We start from the raw sequence: 19824 nt of genomic DNA on the forward strand, positions 1-19824 counted from the left end.
GCCCTCCGGATTGGCGGGACGGATATCGAGGATGATTCCCAACGTATCCACGGCCCGTTGCAGTCCGCGCTGATGGTCGACCGGGATTCCACAGTCTCGCTCGATTTCGGCGGGCGTCACCGGTGGAAGGTAATCCGTCTCAGGCGGCCGCATATTGATCCCGACCAGCGCCCGCTGAATATCGTCCGAGGTCACGGTCTGACCGGACGTACTCAGCTGAGTATCGACCGCATCGACATCTTCCGGGAAATCATCGACGTCCAGCAGATCAGCCACATCGGGCCAGACCGGTTCCTCCAGTCCCAACTCGTGCAGTAGCTTCGGCACCAGCCGATACACCAGAACCTCCACATACGCCGGCCGCACCCCCAACGCGTCGGCGAGCGAATCGACGTCAGGCCACTCCGACAGCGCGGAACGGAGGAGAAACGCGGGCCACGCACGATCGGACACTGCCGTCAGGGCGTCCCGGAATTCCGACCACGGCACACGCGCCAGCGCGTCCAGCAACTGCTGCGAGGAGTCCGCACCCCCGGCGGCGATAGAGCTGATGATCTCGCGGAGACCTCTTTGCACCTTGAAATAGGCCAGCTGATCCTGGACTTCGTGGCCCGCGATATCGAGAAGCCAGTTCTCGACATCACCTCCGATGGGCGCCCGCTCGAGTTCCCGACGTGCGCGCTCGGCGACACGACCGATCACTTCCTGGGTGATCGATTCCTCATCGTCGATGCAGAACTCCACATAGCCGACAGCGCCTTCACTGAAGCGTTCCCAGAGTTCGGTGAACTCCATGGAATCCGCGCGCTGTGGCGCATCACCGTTCGGCAACTGATCACTCGCCGCATCGTGGTTGTCACCGCGCTCCGGCCCATTCGGGGCGGAACCGCTCGATTGGCCGCTACCGGAGAACATCATGGGTGGCGCGATCCCTAAAGCCACACTCAACCGCATGGCTGATTCGGCATCGATCGTGCCATCGCGCAGCGCTGCCCCGATCCCCCGCTCCACATTGGGACCGCTTTCCCCTCCGGATCCGTGCGAGCCGGCGGACTGTACCTCTGGTTCGCTACCCGAAACTCGCCGCGCACCAGCCCTTTTCACAGAAGAAGGGGCCGGATCCTCCGGTCCCTTCCCAGCTGCGTCATGGTCTTGCGCAGAGCCATCGGGTGGGGGCGGGTCGGTATCGGACACGCCGGTATGGAAATCGGGTAAGTCGTCGGCGGCTGCCACTTCGTCCTGGACAGCCTGGTCAACTCCCGGTAGCGGTGTGCCGTCGCCCGCCCCCGACGGCCGCCCCCGATGGTGGCCGGCCCGCCGCGGAGCCCCTCTGAACGACATCCCACTCCGGGCACCCGACTCCAACGCCCCCACCGCCCCGCCGAAAGGCTCGTCCGCAGGGTGACATGCCGGAACGGAACCATTCGGCTGAAGCTCCGGAGCATCCGCATCGGAATCACCCTGTAGCCCAGGAAACTCCGGCGTAATGTCATCCGGATCGCGCCGACCGTCATTCCACCGCGCGGGGTCGGTACCCGACTCCTCCAGCTCGAACCACACCACCGTGGTCGGCTCCACGGCAGCGATCGAATACCAACCCGAGCTGTCGGCCCATACCCCGAATCTCCGCACCAGATCATTCCTGAGATCCGGATCCAATCCCGTGATCATCAACCCGACCACCAACCGCCGCGAACCCGGACTGCCGACAACCGCCGTCGCCAACCGCCCCGAATCCGCGCCGGACAGACCACGATTCAACAACTCCATCGTCAGGAACTGCGCCTTGCGGAAGACACCGCTCGGCACATCCAACGACCCCAGCATCACATCGAGAACGCTCGCCGATGCGCTCGCCGACACCGGCTGTTGGGATTCCTCGAGCGCGCGCATGAGTTCCCGCAGTTGCTCGGGAGTCAATCCGGCACCCGGCCGCGCCTCTTGCAGCACCTCACCCCCGCCCGTAACCGCGTCGGCCGGACGGCTGTCCTCCTGCCCGACAACAGCAACCGCCGCCGCCTCCACCGAAGGTCCTGCCGACGCGGGAGTGTCGATCGCTTCGATCAACTGCCGGAGAACCCGGTAGTACAGCGCATCGGCCTGGCCGCGGGACAAAGTTTCACGCAGCACGCCACGGGGATCCCGCTCCTCGTTCAACAGCCGCACAACCCACTGCTCATCGCCGGTGAACGAGTCGGCAGTGTTGCGGAGGACCGATGGATACCCCAACCGCAGCGCGGCAACGATATCGTCTGTTTCGCCGTCCCAGACAAAACCTTCGTCAAGGAGACGCTTTCCCAGAGCCAGAATCGCCTTGCCTAAGCCATTTCGGACGGTTTTGGGCGCCTTGCGCCGCTCGTCGGCGAGGTCATCGATATCCCGACTACCCACTACGCACTCGACGATGTACCGCTGCTGATTCGGACTGATTTTTCCGAAAGCGGTGGTATACGTCTCGCTTTCGGGTTCAGCCGCCGCCGCGTGAACGATCTTCGACCATCCGCCTCCGGAAAAGAAGTGTCCCTTTGTTATCCGCCCGAGCAACAGCCCTAGGATTTTATGGTCGTGCCGGCCGGTAATCGACGTCGCGGTCGAATCGGATGAGATCGACTTCAGCAGTCTTTCGGCACGTGTCCGATCGTGAACCGGCAGAGTGTCGATTGCCAGCTCCATCACACGCCGCAGGCGGTCGTAAGCTGCGGCGAGCAATGCCTGCCCCTCTACATCAGGGTCGAGGTGCTCAACAGTGGGCGGCCGCGAGTCACCCACTGCCGCTGCGGTATCAGAGGGGGCGGCTGGTATGAACTCGATCAGTTTTCGGGTTATGCGGAACGCCAGTGCCCACGCTTGCTCGGGATCGCTACCCAGCTGTGTGGCCAGCGCGCGAACCGACGTCCCGTTCTCAGCCAGCAGCCATTCCAGGACATCGAGTTCGCGCGGAGTCAGCGTGGATCGAACTTGGTTGATCGCCGACGGATGACCCATCTTTATCACGGCGATCACATCGTGCGTATCCAGATCGAAAACATACCCGTTGTCAATAAGGTGCTCGACCATGGCCTGGACCGCACGAGTGAGGGAGCGGCTGACCGTGGACTCACTCTTGCCCTTCTCGATCGCCATCTCGGCTGGTGACTTACCGTTCAGATATTCCGTGATATACCAACTCGGTTCCGGCTCGAGAGACCGTAGAAGGGCGCCGAGCGGGCCGGTTTTGCTGTCTCGTGCCACCATCTGGATGACCTTCGACCGTCCGTGATGGCGAAAGAAATCTCTCGAAGTCAGGCGCTTTGCCAACTTCAACGCAGCGTCGGATTTGTGGCGGTTACTTGAAACCCCTGCCTCGCGCCCCGAAACGAGGGCACTCAACACTGACTTGACATCGAACCGGTCGGATTGCCGAGAGAATTTACCAACGGCATTTTCCACTGCGCGCGGAAGACGATCGTGTGCGACCGTGATCAATGCCGACGCTTCTGCGACCGGGTCGAGGTACTCCTCATCGGCTCCGTTACCGGAAGGTTGCGTATCCTCACCGACCACAGCCTCGCTGGCGGCCGGTACCATCTCGCCGAATTCACTGATCAGCCGATCCACAGCGGCAACGAGCAACCTGCCGACACGGACGATGTCTGCTCTGGACGGTTCCTCGCTGCCGGTCAGATAGTGGGTGATCTCGCTGATCTTCCAGGTGTGGACTATCTTCAGCCAGAGGACAGTTTGATCGGCTTCCGACAGGGCTTGGATACAACTCCCGAAAACCGACGCACCGATCTGTTCGACAACATGAGCCAATACAGCCAATTCCGCACTGCGTCGCCCCGCCCCGACATTCTGCCCTATTGCGAGCGCACGAAACGCATCGAGAATCGAACCCGACCGGCGACTTGCCTCCAGTTCGCTCAGCACGGTAGCGGACATGATCGCAGTAACCGACAGGTCCCTATCCGCCAGCTCCTTCAACAGTCGCCGCTGAGAATCGGGCAGATATCCGATGGCAAGAAGGAAGCCGATCGGGTCGTGGTCGCGGACCTGTTGCAATGCCGCCAGCTGAGTATCAATTGGTTCCGACGCGAAGTCCTTCCCGCCGACGAGCTCCGCTATCTGGTCGTGCACTCGTCGCTGACGCTCGGTGGCCGGAGCGAAAGCCTCGGCAGCCATGCGCAACGCGTCCTGCAACGACGTGTCGGATACCTGCGGGGCGAGCTCATCGGACTCCTCGGAATCCGCTGCGCCGACCTGGACGAGATACTCGATCATCAAGGGCATGGCAGCTTCCTCGATCTGGCCTGCTCTTGCCTGAGCGATTCCCGTCTCCGTGGCCGACTCGCGGAACGCCATACCCAAGACGAAACGCCTATGTAGATATGACATCTTGTCAGGCTCATTCGAGAAGATACCGATGGCGGCCCGCAACTGATCTTCTTTTACCTCTGCCACGGCTTGGGCCTGCGAGTCCGTCTCGCCACTCTGCTCGTCCACGTAGAGCTCAGCCTCTGCCTGGAATTGGAGGAGGCCGAGATGAGTCGAAACCCGTTCGGCGGCAATAGCGAGTAGCCAGGCCGAGACCTCGGCGTCGTTGGGCCGCGACCCGAAGTCCCGTTCGGCGCGTTCGAGGATCTCCCTCGTCAGTCTTTGCGCAACCTCCTCGTTCTTCGTGCGGGATATCGCGTACCGCAGCACAGGATCTTCGAAACGGCGCAACGGCGGCGGCAACGCGCCCGTATCTTCGGTGCGGGCGCCCTCTTCCTCGCTGCGGGATCCAGCGTCGGTCGCGCGGTTTCGACCGGTAAACCGAGGACCGCCGCCACCGGGCCCACGAAACGAACGACCAGGGCGGAAATCCATCTTCGAGCCACCACGGGACAGTTCCATCAAGTCCGGTTCAGCCCAACGGTGGCTGCTCCCGCCCCGGCGAGGCGGCCCACCAGCCGCATCGCGTGGTGCGCCAGCCTGGTCACTGCTGTCGGGCGTTTCGGCATCGCCTGTCGACAGCGGGACCGCGAAGTGCACCCAGGTGTCGGCCCAACCATGGGGCAGGCGGTCCACGATGACATCCACTTCCCTCGCACCACCGGCAACCAGCAGATCGAGCAGCTGTGGCGTCCGGGAGTGCTCGGCCCGGGGTCGGTGGATCCGCGTCGAAATCCGCAGCATCGGCACACCGTCGGTATCGGCCACTTCCGCCGTCGTATCGGCTTTGCGCTCCCCTATCGGGTTCCCGGCGGTCCACACAACAGCACCGTCCGACTCGTTCACCACCGTCATGTACAGATCGGCCGCTTTCGCCACCGCGGCACCGTGCGATCCGTCAGGAACCAGGCATCCAAACAATTCCCTCAACTGTTCGATCGCAGGCGGCTGGCCGGGCAGCACTCTCAACCTGGTCGCGCTCGCCACCGTCGGCATTTGTTGGTACTCGAATTCGGCACCCCCATAACATTTTCCGTCGCGCATCTCCCCCCGCGCCACCGAAAGCCCCGAACCCCATGTCCGCTCGATCACCAACGGCTCCGTCGAATCGTCCAGCAGCCGCTCGAGCAGGTTTGTCGCAATACGCATCTGACCGTCGTCCTGACGGTCGTCGATCAGCTGCCGCCACTGCGCGCGGACGAGCTCATGCCATGCCGGATCGACGGGCAAGCCCCACCACTCGATCCGCAGCGAGTCTGTCGTAGCGCGCATTTCGATCTCGACACCGCCGAGCACAACCCGGATATGCCACCCAGTCGGGATACCCGCGGACTTGATCTCCCCCACGATCACATGCCCACCGAAGCGCCGCAACGCCGCCGACGCCACCGCCGACGCGGCCCCGAACTCCTGGCCCATGTCATCGAACAGGGCAGCGGCCTCCTCGCCCTGCTCCACCCGTCCCTCGAACCGGCCAGGGGAAGATTCGACCAGCCGCGCGGCAGGCCGGGATCCGCCGCCCGCGGCCTGGTCCGGCTCCGATTCCGGATCCGACTGTCCGGCACCGCCGATCGGCCGCAATGGACTGGAGCCGGACTCGAAGAGGCCGACCTTCTCCGACACCGCGACATCGGGCTCCCACACCCCGTCCGCGCCCCGCCGAACCTCCAGAACCGCACGGCCCGATCCGACACCGCCACCTGCGGTCAGTATCCGTTCGAGCCGACCTCGCAACGAATCGAGGTCATCCAACCGCCAGCCGGTCAGCTGCGCCACAGCCCGCACGACCGCCGGAGCGAGGATGAATCCAGCCATCCCGACGGTGCGCCCAGCCTCCATCTCGATACGCATCCGCTGCACCGTCGCCGTACCGAGGGTCATGTCGACGGTGACAACGGAGTTGCTCGATTCGGATCCAATTGATTCGAAACGCAGGACACGGTATTCCGCACCGTCGATGAACTTCCGAACCGGGCGAACAATAGGCCTAGTAGAAATAGCACCTACAAGTTCCGCCAAGGCCTTGTCCGCCGGCGCGATGGCCCGCCAGTCACTCTGGGTCATGGTCCGCTCGCGGCTGGTGCCGTCCGGATCCGTCGAGCGCTGGGCACCGGACCCGCCACCATCTCCAGGAGCCGAGCCAGCAGCGGAGTGGGATTCCCCGCTGTCGGGTGCATGCGGCTCTTCACCATCCGCTGCCGCGCCGGCCGCGAATACGCCGATGACCATCTCCGGCAACGGTTTCGACGGATCGAATGCGGGTGACGGATCTCCCGTCAGTGTGCTCTCCGTGACGCTGTTCGAGCCGGAGGTGGTCATGCCGTAGTTGTTAAATAGCTCGTTTTCGTAACGCCGGTATGCCCAACGGTACTCATCTGATTCGGTGTCATCGAACATGTTGTCGGCAACCCAGTCGCAGGCACGCTCCCATGCCTGCTTCTTCGCGTGCTCGATCTCCAGCAGATCATCGCGCAGGTCCTCAGATTCCTGCAGGTCACTGTTTTCGAGCAGAGCCTCGAGTCTCAGCTGCTCCTCGCGCAGATCCGATGTCTCCTCCAGATACCGCTGGTAGGCATCGGATTCGCCGTAGCAATTCGCCGCCGAATAGTCTTCATTCGGCTCGAACGCGAATATGTCGATTTCACCACGGCTACTGACCGAAATCTCGTCCTGGATCCACGCCGCGAAGACATTCGCTGCTGACCTCCGCCGGAAGTCGACGAGAATTCTGTCGGTGATCCATTCTTCGGCCGCACCCTCGCCCCGTGGTTTCCCCGGAACGGTGTAATGGCGTCCATCTTCGAGTTCTCCGAACTGGCGAGCCAGCTCGTGCACGACCATTTCCGGGCTCGACAGGCCGCTGCGATCGAGCCGGATCGTGAGAGTTTCGCGATCGAGGTCGGTCCGGGGCCCGAATTCGATCGTCCCGCCCCTCTCCAGAAATGCATTGACCTTGCCTGTCAGGGTGATCGAGTAAGCGATCATCTCGTCGAACTCGTCACCGAGTCCGGTGTGCGGCGGCGCTGTCGGCGGCACGATGGCACTGTCGCCGCGCAGGGATACGGCGGAACCGACCGCGATGCCCACCGCAGCCTGACCGATCCATCCCAATACGTCACGTCGAGTCGTGCCTTCGCGATTCGACAACCAGACGCGGGGATCCGAGGACCAGGGTTTGCCCGGACGACGCTCAGTGCGACGCGAAAGCCGTTTTGCGACATAGTCACCGAGTACTCGCACCGGGGCAGGCGCGGCGTCACCGCGCGCCAGCACATCGGCCAGCGCCCGCTCGACCGCCGCCGTCCCGCGTGTGTGCAGCGGGATATCGGCTATCTCGTACCCGGCTTCACGCAGCCACTGCGCACATCCGGTGTCCGGCTCCGCGGGCAGTGCACCGTCCAGAACGCCTTGATACTCCCGCCGATAACGACGGATCAGCGCGGCTTCGGTGACATACGAATTCAGCTGCGCCGCCGCGACCAATTTCTCTGCAACATGCTGCGCGACAATGACGGTTACGGGGTGCGGCCGCGCCGACACCGGATACCGCCGCTGCTCGATTCCACGCTCGGCTTCCTGCCGCCACAGGTCCGGATCGGTGATCGCCTGCCGATCCACGGTGATCGATACGGAATTACCGTCGTGCCACCGCACATCGAGCAACCTGCTGTTGGACCGATCGACCGTTTTGGACCAATCACCCGTTTGAGACCGATCGCTTGTTTCGGACAGATCGCCCGCCACCAGCTCACGCACATCCACACCGGATCGCTTCAGGCGTGCGATCACCCCGGCCAATCCGTTACCGACGGTCGAATCGGCCTTTATACCAGAGATTTCCAGCTCATGCGGCTCCGGCTCGGTCAACCGCTCCAACCGGCGCACATCGGCGGCCGCGACCAAGTAACGCAACCCGACAGCCGCCAATGCCGCTTCGGCCGCCATCCGGCCGTTATCGGGACTCTCCCCCAACCGGGTCGCATCGGATTCCGCCGCGACAGCGACCGAACCGCTCTGGAACGAGACGTCCCCGAAAGCGGCTCGTCGCGCATTCACATCGCGGACAAAGCGCAGTATCGCGGCATCGAGATTCCTGGTGGGACGGCCGACTTGCTTCAGGAGACCCTTCGCGATCTCCCCCAGCCCGTCTCGCCGAGCGAGCGCATCGGCCTTCGCATCCGACAGCCCCCACGGCACCGCCGCACCCCGCGCGGCCGACTCGCTATGTTCGGCGTCTGCCGCTAAACCGTTGATGATGTACGACGCCGCACAGCTCGCCTGCGCCCATATCCGCGCCGCAGCGGACGTCGGCCGCCATCCCTGCGACCGGCCCACCTCTTCCAAAGCCTTTGCGATTACCGCCAGTTCGACCCTGACGGCGTCCGCAGCGATCTGTTCCTCGGACCACGGTTCCAGCACGTACTCGGCGGTGCCCTCGTGGTCATCCGCACCTGTGATGCCGTTACCGGGTGACTTGCCTTGCGCCGCTGCGGCCGCGGCATCGGCGATCTGCTGGTCGAGCGACTCCGGAGACCAAGCAAATCCGCTCGGGGACCCGCCGTCACCCGAACTCGCCGATCCGAGAAGGAATTCACGCGGTTCGGTACCGGTGGGTGATGTGCCATCCGATTCGCCAGGGCTTTGATAGGTGGTGGAGTAGGCGTCGCGGAAGTCGGTATCGTCGGGGGTAGGTATGGGGTCGGGCGGGCCGTCACCGTCGGGGAGGGCGCGGCGCTGCGGGGACCCGGGCTCGCCGAGATCGAACTCGAACCATGAGCGGGTGACGTCGTCGCCGACCGATTCCGAACCGTAGCGGTCCGCCCACCGCGCCGCGTCTGCGCGGTCCGCGTCGGTGACGGCGCCGAGGTGGGAGTCGAGCTCGACATGCAGCGCCGGGCCGTGCGGGCCGGTGACGACCTTGGCGGTCACCGTGCGCTTGCGCTCCCGCTCGTGGAGCAGCCGCCGCAACAACGTGGCCGCATCGAAAACGCGGGGGTTGCGACTGCGCTCAGCGACCAGCTCGCCCAGCCAGTCGGCCAACTGCTCCCGAGATGCCGAGCGGGTGGCGTCCATCTTCAGGCCGAGGGTCGCGGCTGGGCCGTCACCGCCGTCACGGTGGTAGATGTAGCGGTACTCCACCCCGGGCTCGGCATCGGACCATTGCCATTGCACGCCATCGCCGTCGCCGTCGACCACAGCTCGCACCCGCAGCTGCGACGACCTGCCAGAGTTGCGGATATCCTCCAGCATGGCGCGCAGCCCGGTGAACCGGCCGCGCACTGCGTCACGGAGCGAGCGCGGTAGGTGACTCGCCACCACGTCCAACTGGTCGGCGGCAATGTCCAGCATGCCCGGGTCGTCTATCGACACCGTCCATTCCAGTTCCCACTCTCGGGTGTTGGTCACCGTCGCTTTCAAGGACGTGTAGTCCCCGCCGTGCGACACCGTTAGCTGTGTCTTCTCCGCCAGGGTGTCGTGGGTTGCCACAACGTCACCGGTGGCGTCGGCGAGCCCGCGCCGAGCCAATTCGGCTGCGGCCGCCACGACCTCCGGGTCGGGCCCCGGCAGCCCGCGCACTTTCGTCTCGGCCTCGTCGACGCCGGTACCGTTCTCGACGTGCGCGCTGGTGCGCCATGTCCTGTCATCGGTCCATTCGATACCAGACAGCGAGAACAGCAGCTCGGCGTCTGTGTACTCGTACTCGCGGAAGGCAGACTCGCCGTAATCGTCCTTATCCTCGTCGGAGGCAGACTCCCCGACTGGACCAGCCAGGCTCTCAACGCCCACCTCGGTGAACCCGAACAGGGATTCAGCCAATCTCCCAGTGAAGGTGTTGCTCGCCGAGTCCTCGCGCGAGTGGTCGTCTTGCAAACCCCCGTCAGGCAAACCCAAACTCGCGCTTTGCAACCCCGCGTTGAAGCTGTCCAGATTGTCGGGAAGATACTGACCCCACTCATCGAGCAGAGCCCGCACCCACGGCCGCAGAGCGGCCGCCATCTCCTCGAACATCTCCCGGCCGGTGGGTGTTGTCGTCTTACCCGCCACGATCATGTACTGGAGAACGCCGTCGCGGCGCACCCTAGCGCGAATTCCCTGGAAAACTCCGCTCGTCCCGTACCTGTTCTCGTAGGTCGCCAGGTACTCAACGGTCGGGTTGTCGTAGGCCTCGAACCATGCGGCGCCGTCAACGACGCCGCCGGGAAGCCCGGCGCGCTCCACCATCGCCGCCAGCTCGGCCTTATCGCTGTCGGACAACGCGTCAGCCGACATCTCCACGCGCAACCGAGTCGGGTCCGCGGAGGTCTCCACCGTCACCGGGCCGGCCGCGCCGCGAGATACCGCCAGCTCGGCCAACTTGGCTGCCAACGACGCGGCCACAGCGACCTGTCGACGATCAACCCACCCCGCCATCCGGGTTCCCACCAGCGACTCGACCGCGCGCGGTGCCGTCGCGTCATCACGCTGGACAGCCGGAAGACGTTGTCCGCCATCAGATTCGCGATACTCGCGGAATTCATTGCCGTCAGAGGAATAGAATCTTTCCAGTCTCATGGTCCGCGCCGGCGACTGACCCGATATCCGGATCGACGACAAACCGAAGTCCATCCAGGCCTCGAACCACCGGTTCGCGTCCACCGCCTGATCCAAGTCCCGCCAGTCGGCAAGCAAATCCCGCCACTGATCACGCAGCATCGCCCTTTTCGCCGAAGCCGAGCCGGGCGCACCCGAGTACGGCCCCGAGAACTCGAGCTCGCCGTCGAGAGCACACAACTTGTTCACCATCTTCGACGAGACGCCGTCCATGATCGACACCGTCCAGTTCCCCACGCCCTGGCTACGCCAGAACTCGAGACGGCTGCCGACGCACAGGGCTCGGGCGATGACGCCCAACACCGCCCGCTGTGTGACACCGTCGAGACCTTTGCCCAGCAACCGGGCCAGTTCACCGCTCACCGCCTCGGCGGCGACCGCGTCGCCGGGAGCCACGCTCGCCTTGAACACCCCTTCGCGGTAAACCGACTCCACCAACCCCGGATTGGCGTCACCTCGCGCGGGTGGGAACTCCGGCTCGCGGTACTCGGACAAAATCTCGCTCTCGCGCTGACGCAGGCTGCTGCGCAGCACCGTCGGCTTCAAGTCGTCGAGATCGACGACGAAGGTCACCGGGCCGTCCGCGACGCTGCAGGAGAGGGTGGTGTGCTTCAGCCATGCGGTATGCTCCGCCGTCCATTTGCCCGTCACCCATTGACGCAGGTGAGTTTCGACGATCTTCTGCCACCCGCCGGCACTGCCCCGCGCCTCATACCGCAGCCAAGGGACGCCTGGTTCACCCGACAGCGTCACGACGTGTGCCGCACCGGTCCGCGTGTTGACCATCTCGACGCGCAAACCCCAGGCGTCGAGCTGCGCCACCGCCTCGAAAACAGCCGTGTCCCAATCATCGTCGGGTGTTCTCATCGCAGCACGGAGCATCGCGGCTACTATGTCCGCGAGATCCCCGTCATGCTGATCTCGAATATCCCACCCAGCGAATTCCCAGTCATCCAACTGGCTTCGCAGGTGATCGACGAACCGCCCGACATCATCGCGCCACCCGAGCTCCCCTGACGCCCACGTCGCTACCGCCTTCGTCACCTCGAGCACCGCGGTGTCGACATCACTCACCGACAGCCCCCGCCCCATCGCGGCGACCACATCACCGGCGCTCTCGTCTCCCAGATACCGCCGACGAAACACCTCGGCTTCGACGGCGGTGATTTGCCCCCCTTCCTGCAGGGCTGCCACGCCCTGCTCGATATCCTGCGCCGACAACCCTTTGGGCCCCCATTGCAAATGCGCGGACACCACGCTCCGGTGGTCGGCCAGGGAGGTGCTGTCCGACTCGAAGCCGATGCGCGACGTCAGGTCCGCGGGTACTGCGGTGCCCGTTTCGTGCTGGTCGTTGTCCGCTGTGTTCTCGGGTGGCGGCTCCCCGACAATGTCGTCTCCCGCTGACAACTCAGCCCCGTCGGCATCCAACAGTGCCTCGACCAGGGCGGCCCGCGCACTGTCCGGTTTGCCGTCGGCGGCGGAGCTGGAGTGTTCGTATGCTCCAGTGCCCTCGTCCTCGGAATCGATCGGCTCCTCTCGCGGCCCGACGGGGAAGCGACCGTTCGGATGCGGCCCGCCCCGCACCGGTCGCCGCCAGGTCGAGTACTGATCGCGCGGTCCACCCTTCCGCATCCGGCGCAGGATCTCTTGACCACCAAGCGGCGCCTCATCACCGAGGTAAGGCTCAACGGCTCCTCGCCAGGACGAACCGCCGTCCGGCGCCCGGGTCGCGCCGTCCGGCTCCTCCTCCTGCTCGTCGTCGCCGGCGCGCACACCGGCAGCTGCCGCCATGTCGGAGGACGAAATCGCCGAACCGACCTCGTCCTCCCGCATGGCGGCAGCTGCCGCGGTCTCCTCGAAGTAATCGACGTCCGGCGCCGACCACGGCGCAGTCGGATCGAAATGCCACATGTCATCGGCATCCGATGCGACGGCGTCAGCCAGCGGCGGCTGCTCGTAGTCCCCGTCTGGCGGCACCGGCCATCTGCCGTCCGGATCCCACGACGGAATTTCCTGCGGCCGTTCCCATGTCGCGGACTCGGGAATCTGCCACCGCACTATGTCTGCGTTATCCGCGTCGGACCATACAGACTCGACTCCAGGCAGATACCGCATCGCCTGGACGATTCCACTATCAGTGACGCCGCGGCCGGCAATGGTGACGGTCAGCATGCGGGTGTCCGGATCAACCTGCAACGTCACCGTCGCGGCGACCGGATCACTTCCAACCAAGTGTGGACTCTCGTCCACCACGAGCCCGATGAGATTCTCGACCACCTCGGGATTGGGCCAGTCCAGTGCTTCCAGTGCCGCGCGCACCGGCGCGGGCTCGCCCAGCCGCACCGGCACCTCGACCGGGGTGGGCACTCCGCTGTCCTTCGCGGCGTCTGGCCGGTCCCGATCCTCCTCGGTTATTTCCGGCAGGGCAGAGTCGGATCCCTGGTCGGCGGCTTTCGGCTCCTGCCGAGCGCGACGCTCCTCTTCTCTGCGCAGCGCAGCGGCCTGTTTCTTCGCTTCGGCGGCCAGCCGACGCGCTTCTTTACCTTTGCTCTGTACCTTCTGGGCCGATTCATTGTCCTGCGTGATGGCCGCCAGCAACTCTTCTCGAGCCTGCTCCGCCTTCTCCGAATCTTCTTCGGGTGCGGAGATCCCGTAGTCGAGCACCAATTCGGGCAGCCGCTCCCTGATGTCGGTCGAGATCCGCCCGAGCGTCGCTCTGACCATGCGCAGAAGTGCGATCTCGATGAGCGGGACGATCAACCGCGCCGCGGCCTGCTCGCCGAGACCCGACGCATCAGCCGCAGCCTGTTCGTCGAGAATTTTTTCCACATCGTACGAGAAAGTCACGGGGTTGTAGTTGAGACCGAAGACCTCTTGGCCGGCCGCCACCGGCCGCATCTGCTTCTCCATGTACTTCGCGAGGATCAACAATGTCGAGGTGAAGCTATTGCGGTTCCGTGCGAGCAGATTGCGGTGGTACGTGGCAAGATCCAAACCTTCGCACGTTCCGCGACCCAGATGATCCAGAATTTCCACGACTTCGCCCTTGAAGCTCGCGAAGAAACTCAGCCCACCGCCGCACGCGCAGGTGCCCGGCACATCCGAGATGAAGGGGTCGACCGAGGCGAGATGATTCGGACAATCGGGGTCGGTACAGGCATAGAAAACGGACAGCACGTCGTGGTCCATGATTTGTGCCATGCGCTCGAGGTAAGCGACGAATTCCATGATGGGGACCTCAGCCTCGTCCACGACGAGGAGTTTTCGTTTACCGATTCCCTTTTTCTCGGACATATCCAATTGCCAGCGAATCGGATACTCATCCGAGAGTGGCGTGTACTGCCTGACCGTCTCATTCGTGGCCTTGTCCCGCTTCGTTCTCTTGACGAGGTACTTCGTGAGCGGACGAATGTTTCCGTCCTCGTCGGGAATGCCAAGGGATTTATGTTGCTCCAATTCATGGAATCTATCCAGTAGCAAAACCATAATCGACTCGCCGTTGAGGACGTCGTACAGAAGTGCGGCGATCGCCGCGCCGACGATCTCATCGAGCGGAGCGTCCGCGATACGTGCGGTCAGTGTGCCGTCCGCACTCTTCCTGGTCGCCTTCGACGCATAGGGTCCGACACATTCGATCTCGGACTGCAGTGCGCCGAGCACAAAATTGACAAAGAACTTATATAACGGGTCATTGCCCTCTTTGATCGGATCACCCACGGAAATCTTGAACAAACTCAGCAGCTTATCGACAAGATCCTTTGCCTCATCATCCGGCCTGATACCGTTTTCGGTCAGGAAGGCAATATCGGACTCGCTGAACGGCGCACCGCCCGGCAATGCCGAATCAACGCTCGAGCCTGCGAAGTTATCCGTCACCAAATGTTCTAATTGCGCGAGTTTCTCCTGCTCGGCCCAGTCGACCCCGTCCAGGGTGGCGGCACACCGGCGCTCCACACCACTCCTTTGTTGCTCGGCTACATCCTCCGACCATTCGGCAGCCCCCTCGATATCCCAGTCTTTCACGCCCTGCAAGTACTCCGCGCAGGTCGAGGCGAAAGCCTGTCCGACCATTTCTTCGGAATTTATGTACGCGTCGGCAACATAATCAGCGATGCTCCGTATGGAAATCTCCGACCATCCATACAATTCGGCCCAGATGGCTACGCCCTGCGCGCATAAATCTATGAATGCGTCCCGCACGATACCGCGCACCTCGCCTTGACCATCCAGATCGGCATCGGCGTCGAAACAATTCGCCACGTCTACTGGGCGCGACTCTGTCGCGTGAACAATTCGTTCGTAGATATCGGCGACAAGGCGGGAATCTGCCCCGGCCGCCCTGGTCTCCTCAGCAATACTGCCGACGATATCCGCACGTCGGGTCATGAAGAAGTCCAAACACTTACGCTGGGCCTGATACCGCTTGTTTCGGGGTCCGCCCGCATAGGTGTGCGTCGAATATATGCTTTCCAGCTGGGATTTCCGCAATTCTTGCCAGCGAGTGACGTATTTCACCAAGGCCGGAATCTTATCGCGGTCGATGACATCGATCTGCCACTCCGTGCCGGTCGCTTCCACGATAACGTTCGGGCAATCCACGCCGGGCCTCGCGGTCGAGACCCCTCCGTCGTCCAGGTGGACCCCGTACCCCTGCGCGGGAATCCCGTCGGCACGCAGCAGAACGCTGCTCTCTTCCGGCGGTAGTCCGTCACTGCCCTTGGGGATCTCGCGCCAGCCGTTGGCGTCCACGACGATGCCGAAGGTCTGGGTTCCCGGCGGGAACCACGCCGACGGTAGCGACCCATCCGCCGCGACAGGCTCGTCACGGACCCGGCCCTGAACCTTGTCGTGCCAGCGCACACCACCATCGGCATCCCGGTACAGCAGCACCGTGTGCGCTGCCCGCGCACCTGGTTTCTGGATGGCCAGATACACGCGGTCGCCGTAGTCGCGGACCAAGGCCACGGCCTCTTCGGGCGACAAGCCGCCGCGATGCCAGTCCCCACCCACGGCGGTCGCGAGGAAACCGGGGGTGGCGGCCTTGTCCCGGAACAACTCCAGCAGAGTGTGCAGCGGTGTGCTCGCGCCCTCGGATTCCAGGTCGGTCTGCGCCACGTCCCCGCCGAATGTGATTACCTCGACGACGCAGTCGAGCTGCTCGAAGGCCCGCTGCCGGGTCAGCGTCGCGGCTGCCGCGCCGTCCTCGGTCGCTTCCACGATGCGGGCCAGCAAGGCCTCCATCTCGGGATCGAATTCGGTGTCACCGTCCCGGGCCCGATCCTGCTTGACACGGCCCCACCCATACCAGCCGGTGGCCGGGTCCCGGTAGCGCGTCCATTCCACACCCAGCCGCTCGGCGACGGCCTTGACCGCGGGTTCTTGGTCAAGCCGGTCCAGATCGAGGTAGAGCGCGAGAACTTCAGCGTTCAACCGGGCGACAGTCAGTTCCAGGTGCCGCAGCTCGAGGATCGCGCGCACCTCGCGATTGCGTAACCTGGGCAGATAATCGCCGCTGAGCCGGTCGGGGTCATCGACACCCAGTGCCTCGATCAAGATATCGAGTTCGCTTTCACCCCAAGCATCGATCTGCTCAGGCTCCAGTCCTGAGCTGTCCACTGTTACGGCGAATTCGTTGAGCCAGTGGCTACGGAGTATCTCGATCGGCAGCCGATGAACCGCCGCCCCGGTAGAGCCGAGTTCCGGGCTGCGCTGAATCGCTGCCGTGAACTGTTTCAGTCTGCTGCCGCCCTGCGCCTTGGCCACCGCGTCCAGCATCTGCTGAGCGTCGAGTAACGTTTCTTTCGTCGCCTCTATATCGTCGAGAATCTGCTCGACCAGCGAGGTACGCGGCTCACGGCACTCGATCCGGAGATCACTGCCGGCCATGCCCACCGTCGCTGTGCCGGAGTCTCCGAAAAACAGCGCCGCCGTGACAGGGCGACCGCTCGCCGCCTCAGCATCGAACAGCCGCCGGAACAGGTTCTCCGGATTGTCGAGGTCGTCCAGGACGGCGCCGCCGCGCCATTCGTCGATCCCCACGCCGGTCAGCTGCTGGTGAGCGACAGTACGAATCCGGTCGCTGTCGACACTGCGGGTGGAATTCCACTCGGCGTGCCATCGGCCGCCCGCCACCGTCAGCGTGTGCCACGAGCTGCTTTCGTGGTTGTCGAACAGCTGGACCAGCACCTCGTTGCGGTCGGATATCGCTATCTTCACCCGCGAACCATCCGACAGCGCCGCCGACAACCATTTCGCCACCACATCCGGTGCCGCATGACGGCCCGACGCCGAAACCACCACCGACTGGATCAGCGCCACCATGTCGTGGATGGCCAGCCCGCCGCCCACTGTCGCGCCGAAATCGACCCGGCCGGTGTGCGGGTCGATCTCCAGCCGGATCGCATGAGCCGAGCCCACTTCCCCGGCATGGACGGTCATCAACTCCGCATCCGACCGACCTGAGACGTCGACCCGCACCGGCTCCGCGGGCCCCACCGCCTTCACTATCTTCTGCATCCACTCCGTGGCCGGATGCGGGAGGTCACCGAAGACCTCCCGCAGACCGTCCATCACCTTGCCGCCCAGTTCGACCCGCTGCGACGCGGGCAGCCCCACCCCTAACTCGACCCCGAGCCACGCACCCCACTGCCGCGGCTTGCCCACCACCTGCCACGCGCGCGTGTCACCATCGACGCAATCCACCTGTAGCGTGCCACCGACCACGTCCGGGTCGACTTGGGCGTGGTCGGCGCCCTCCGACACCGCCGCGATCACCTTCAACAGCGCGGTCCGCGGCACCCCGGACGGCATCATCCGGTCTGCGGTGTACATGGATTCGAGTTGTCGTGCCGCGACACGCGCCAGTTCCCGCACTGTGGGGACCGAAATCTGCAATACCGCCGCGATCTCCTCGACCGACTCCCCCGCCAGGAATCGTCGTCGCGCTACCGGAACCAGGAGTCGTCGTCGCGCTACCTCGGCGTGGCTGCGAGGCAAAACCACAATGCGAGGCAAAAGATCCACAAATCGACCCAGGACCTCGGACGGCACCGGCTGCCCCAACTCATCCAGAATGTGGGCTTGCGCCGGATCCGACTCGGTACCGTCGGGCTCATCCCCCCGCCGACCATCTCTCGGACCACCGGCACCCACCTCGACACCGAGGTACACACCCCGCAAACCTTCGGGGACGAACACCTCCCCATCGGCCAGTACCTCGTCCGCTGCGGTACCGTCCTGGTTCACGAAGATCGCGAAAGCCTGGTCGATCACCGCGCGCCGCGTCTCCAGCCAGGTGCGGAATTCGATCTGCTCGCCGTCTTCTTCCACCACCACGGTGCCGTGCTCGTTTTTGAACACCGCGACCGCGTGCCCGAATCCGGTGAGCTCGGTGATCCCGATATAGGTCACACCCATCAACGCCGCGCCACCGTTGTCCTCGATGTGCTGCCGGATCTGCTCCGGAGTCAAGTCTTCTCGATGCCATCCCGCGGCCATCCGCTGGGCGCCGTCGCCAGGCTCGGTGCCCGCCAATCCGGGATCGAAATCGGCCAGGGCCGAAGGCGGCACGGCACCCACCGCTTCCCACACCCGCACCCCGGAGTCTACGAAGCACGGCTTCGGCCTCGGGCCTGCCAGGTGCACGGTGATCGCCGATCCCGCCGTGTTCGGTTGCGGCGGAAGCCAGTGGTGGAACTTCTCGATGTAGCCCGCGACCTCCCACAATGCCGCGTCCAACTCGGCTTCCGAAGGCGGTTCCTCGCCCATCAGATTGCTGTCCCCGACAAATTTGATGAGCCCGTTCACATCGTCGGCCCATTCCTCGCGATAGCAAAGAACTTCCGCCATATAGTCCAGCAGCACATCCTGGCGCCAGGTTTTTGCCCGACCGGTCAGGTAGCCCATCACCCGACCGATCCCACCGCGCTGGGCGCGCCGGGCGGCCTGCAATTGTGCTAGCTGGGCGGGCGCTTCGGGGCCGATTCCCAATAGTTCTTCGTCTTTGGGGCGCTCGGCGAGGTACGTGTTCCGGTACCTCTGGAAAACACGATCTTTGGAGCCATACTGCTTGACCAGCTCGATCAGCGCCCGCTGCAGTTTCCCGACCAATTCCTGCCGCGCCTTGCCCAACCGGTGGGCTCGTTCCTCTGCAGCGATCTGGTCGAGCAGCTCCTGGCTCGCCGGCCCGAGCTCGTCGCGCCGGGCCTGGATTCGCCTCGACAGTTCCGAATCCGCCGACAGCGCGGCAGCGAATTCGCCATAGTCGTTGTCCCGCAACAATAGCCGGGCATGGTGGATTACGAGCTCGATCCATGCCAGTCCTTCCGAAGCGGTTACTTCTTCATCCGCATCGAAATCTTTGAAATCATTTATCCACCAGTAATCATCGATGGCCTCGTCCGTGCGGCCTTCCACCATCGCCGGCAACAGCCCGGGCGCGTCCAACACCTCCTGCTCTTGCGCCCCATAGCGGGCCATGAGCGTGTCATCGCTGTTGCGGCCGGTGATGTCGAGCAGGTAGCCGTCCGGGGTCCGCACGGCGGCGTGCACCGGCCCATAAGTCTCATCCGATTGACGCGGCCCCTCGAGGACCACGATGGGCCAGCCGGTGATCCGGTTCATCGCCGAGGCCAGTCGGTAGCACTGCGAATGGGCGAAGGTGTGTTCGGCCTCCGGATGAACGTAAGGCGATGTGGTGTCGTACAGATAGTCCTGTTCGGGCGGAAGCAAGTCATCGCTCAACATGTCCACCCCGAGGGCGAACATCGCCCACGGCAAGGCACGGTCCATCACACCGGAGTTGCCCTGGGTAGCCGGTTC

Annotated in this window: 1 protein-coding gene (running past both ends of the window); it reads right to left on the reverse strand. The window is 64.1% G+C overall.

This entire window lies inside a single protein-coding gene on the reverse strand: locus tag AB0H00_RS14330, encoding a glycerophosphodiester phosphodiesterase family protein (RefSeq protein WP_357265723.1). The 123276-nt coding sequence extends 19089 nt beyond the window's left edge and 84363 nt beyond its right edge, so the window shows coding positions 84364-104187 — codons 28122 (complete) to 34729 (complete); reading right to left, the first codon wholly in view occupies window positions 19822-19824. Both the start codon and the stop codon lie outside the window.

It is taken from the genome of Nocardia sp. NPDC023852 (genome assembly GCF_040639505.1).
Classification (GTDB): Bacteria; Actinomycetota; Actinomycetes; order Mycobacteriales; family Mycobacteriaceae; genus Nocardia.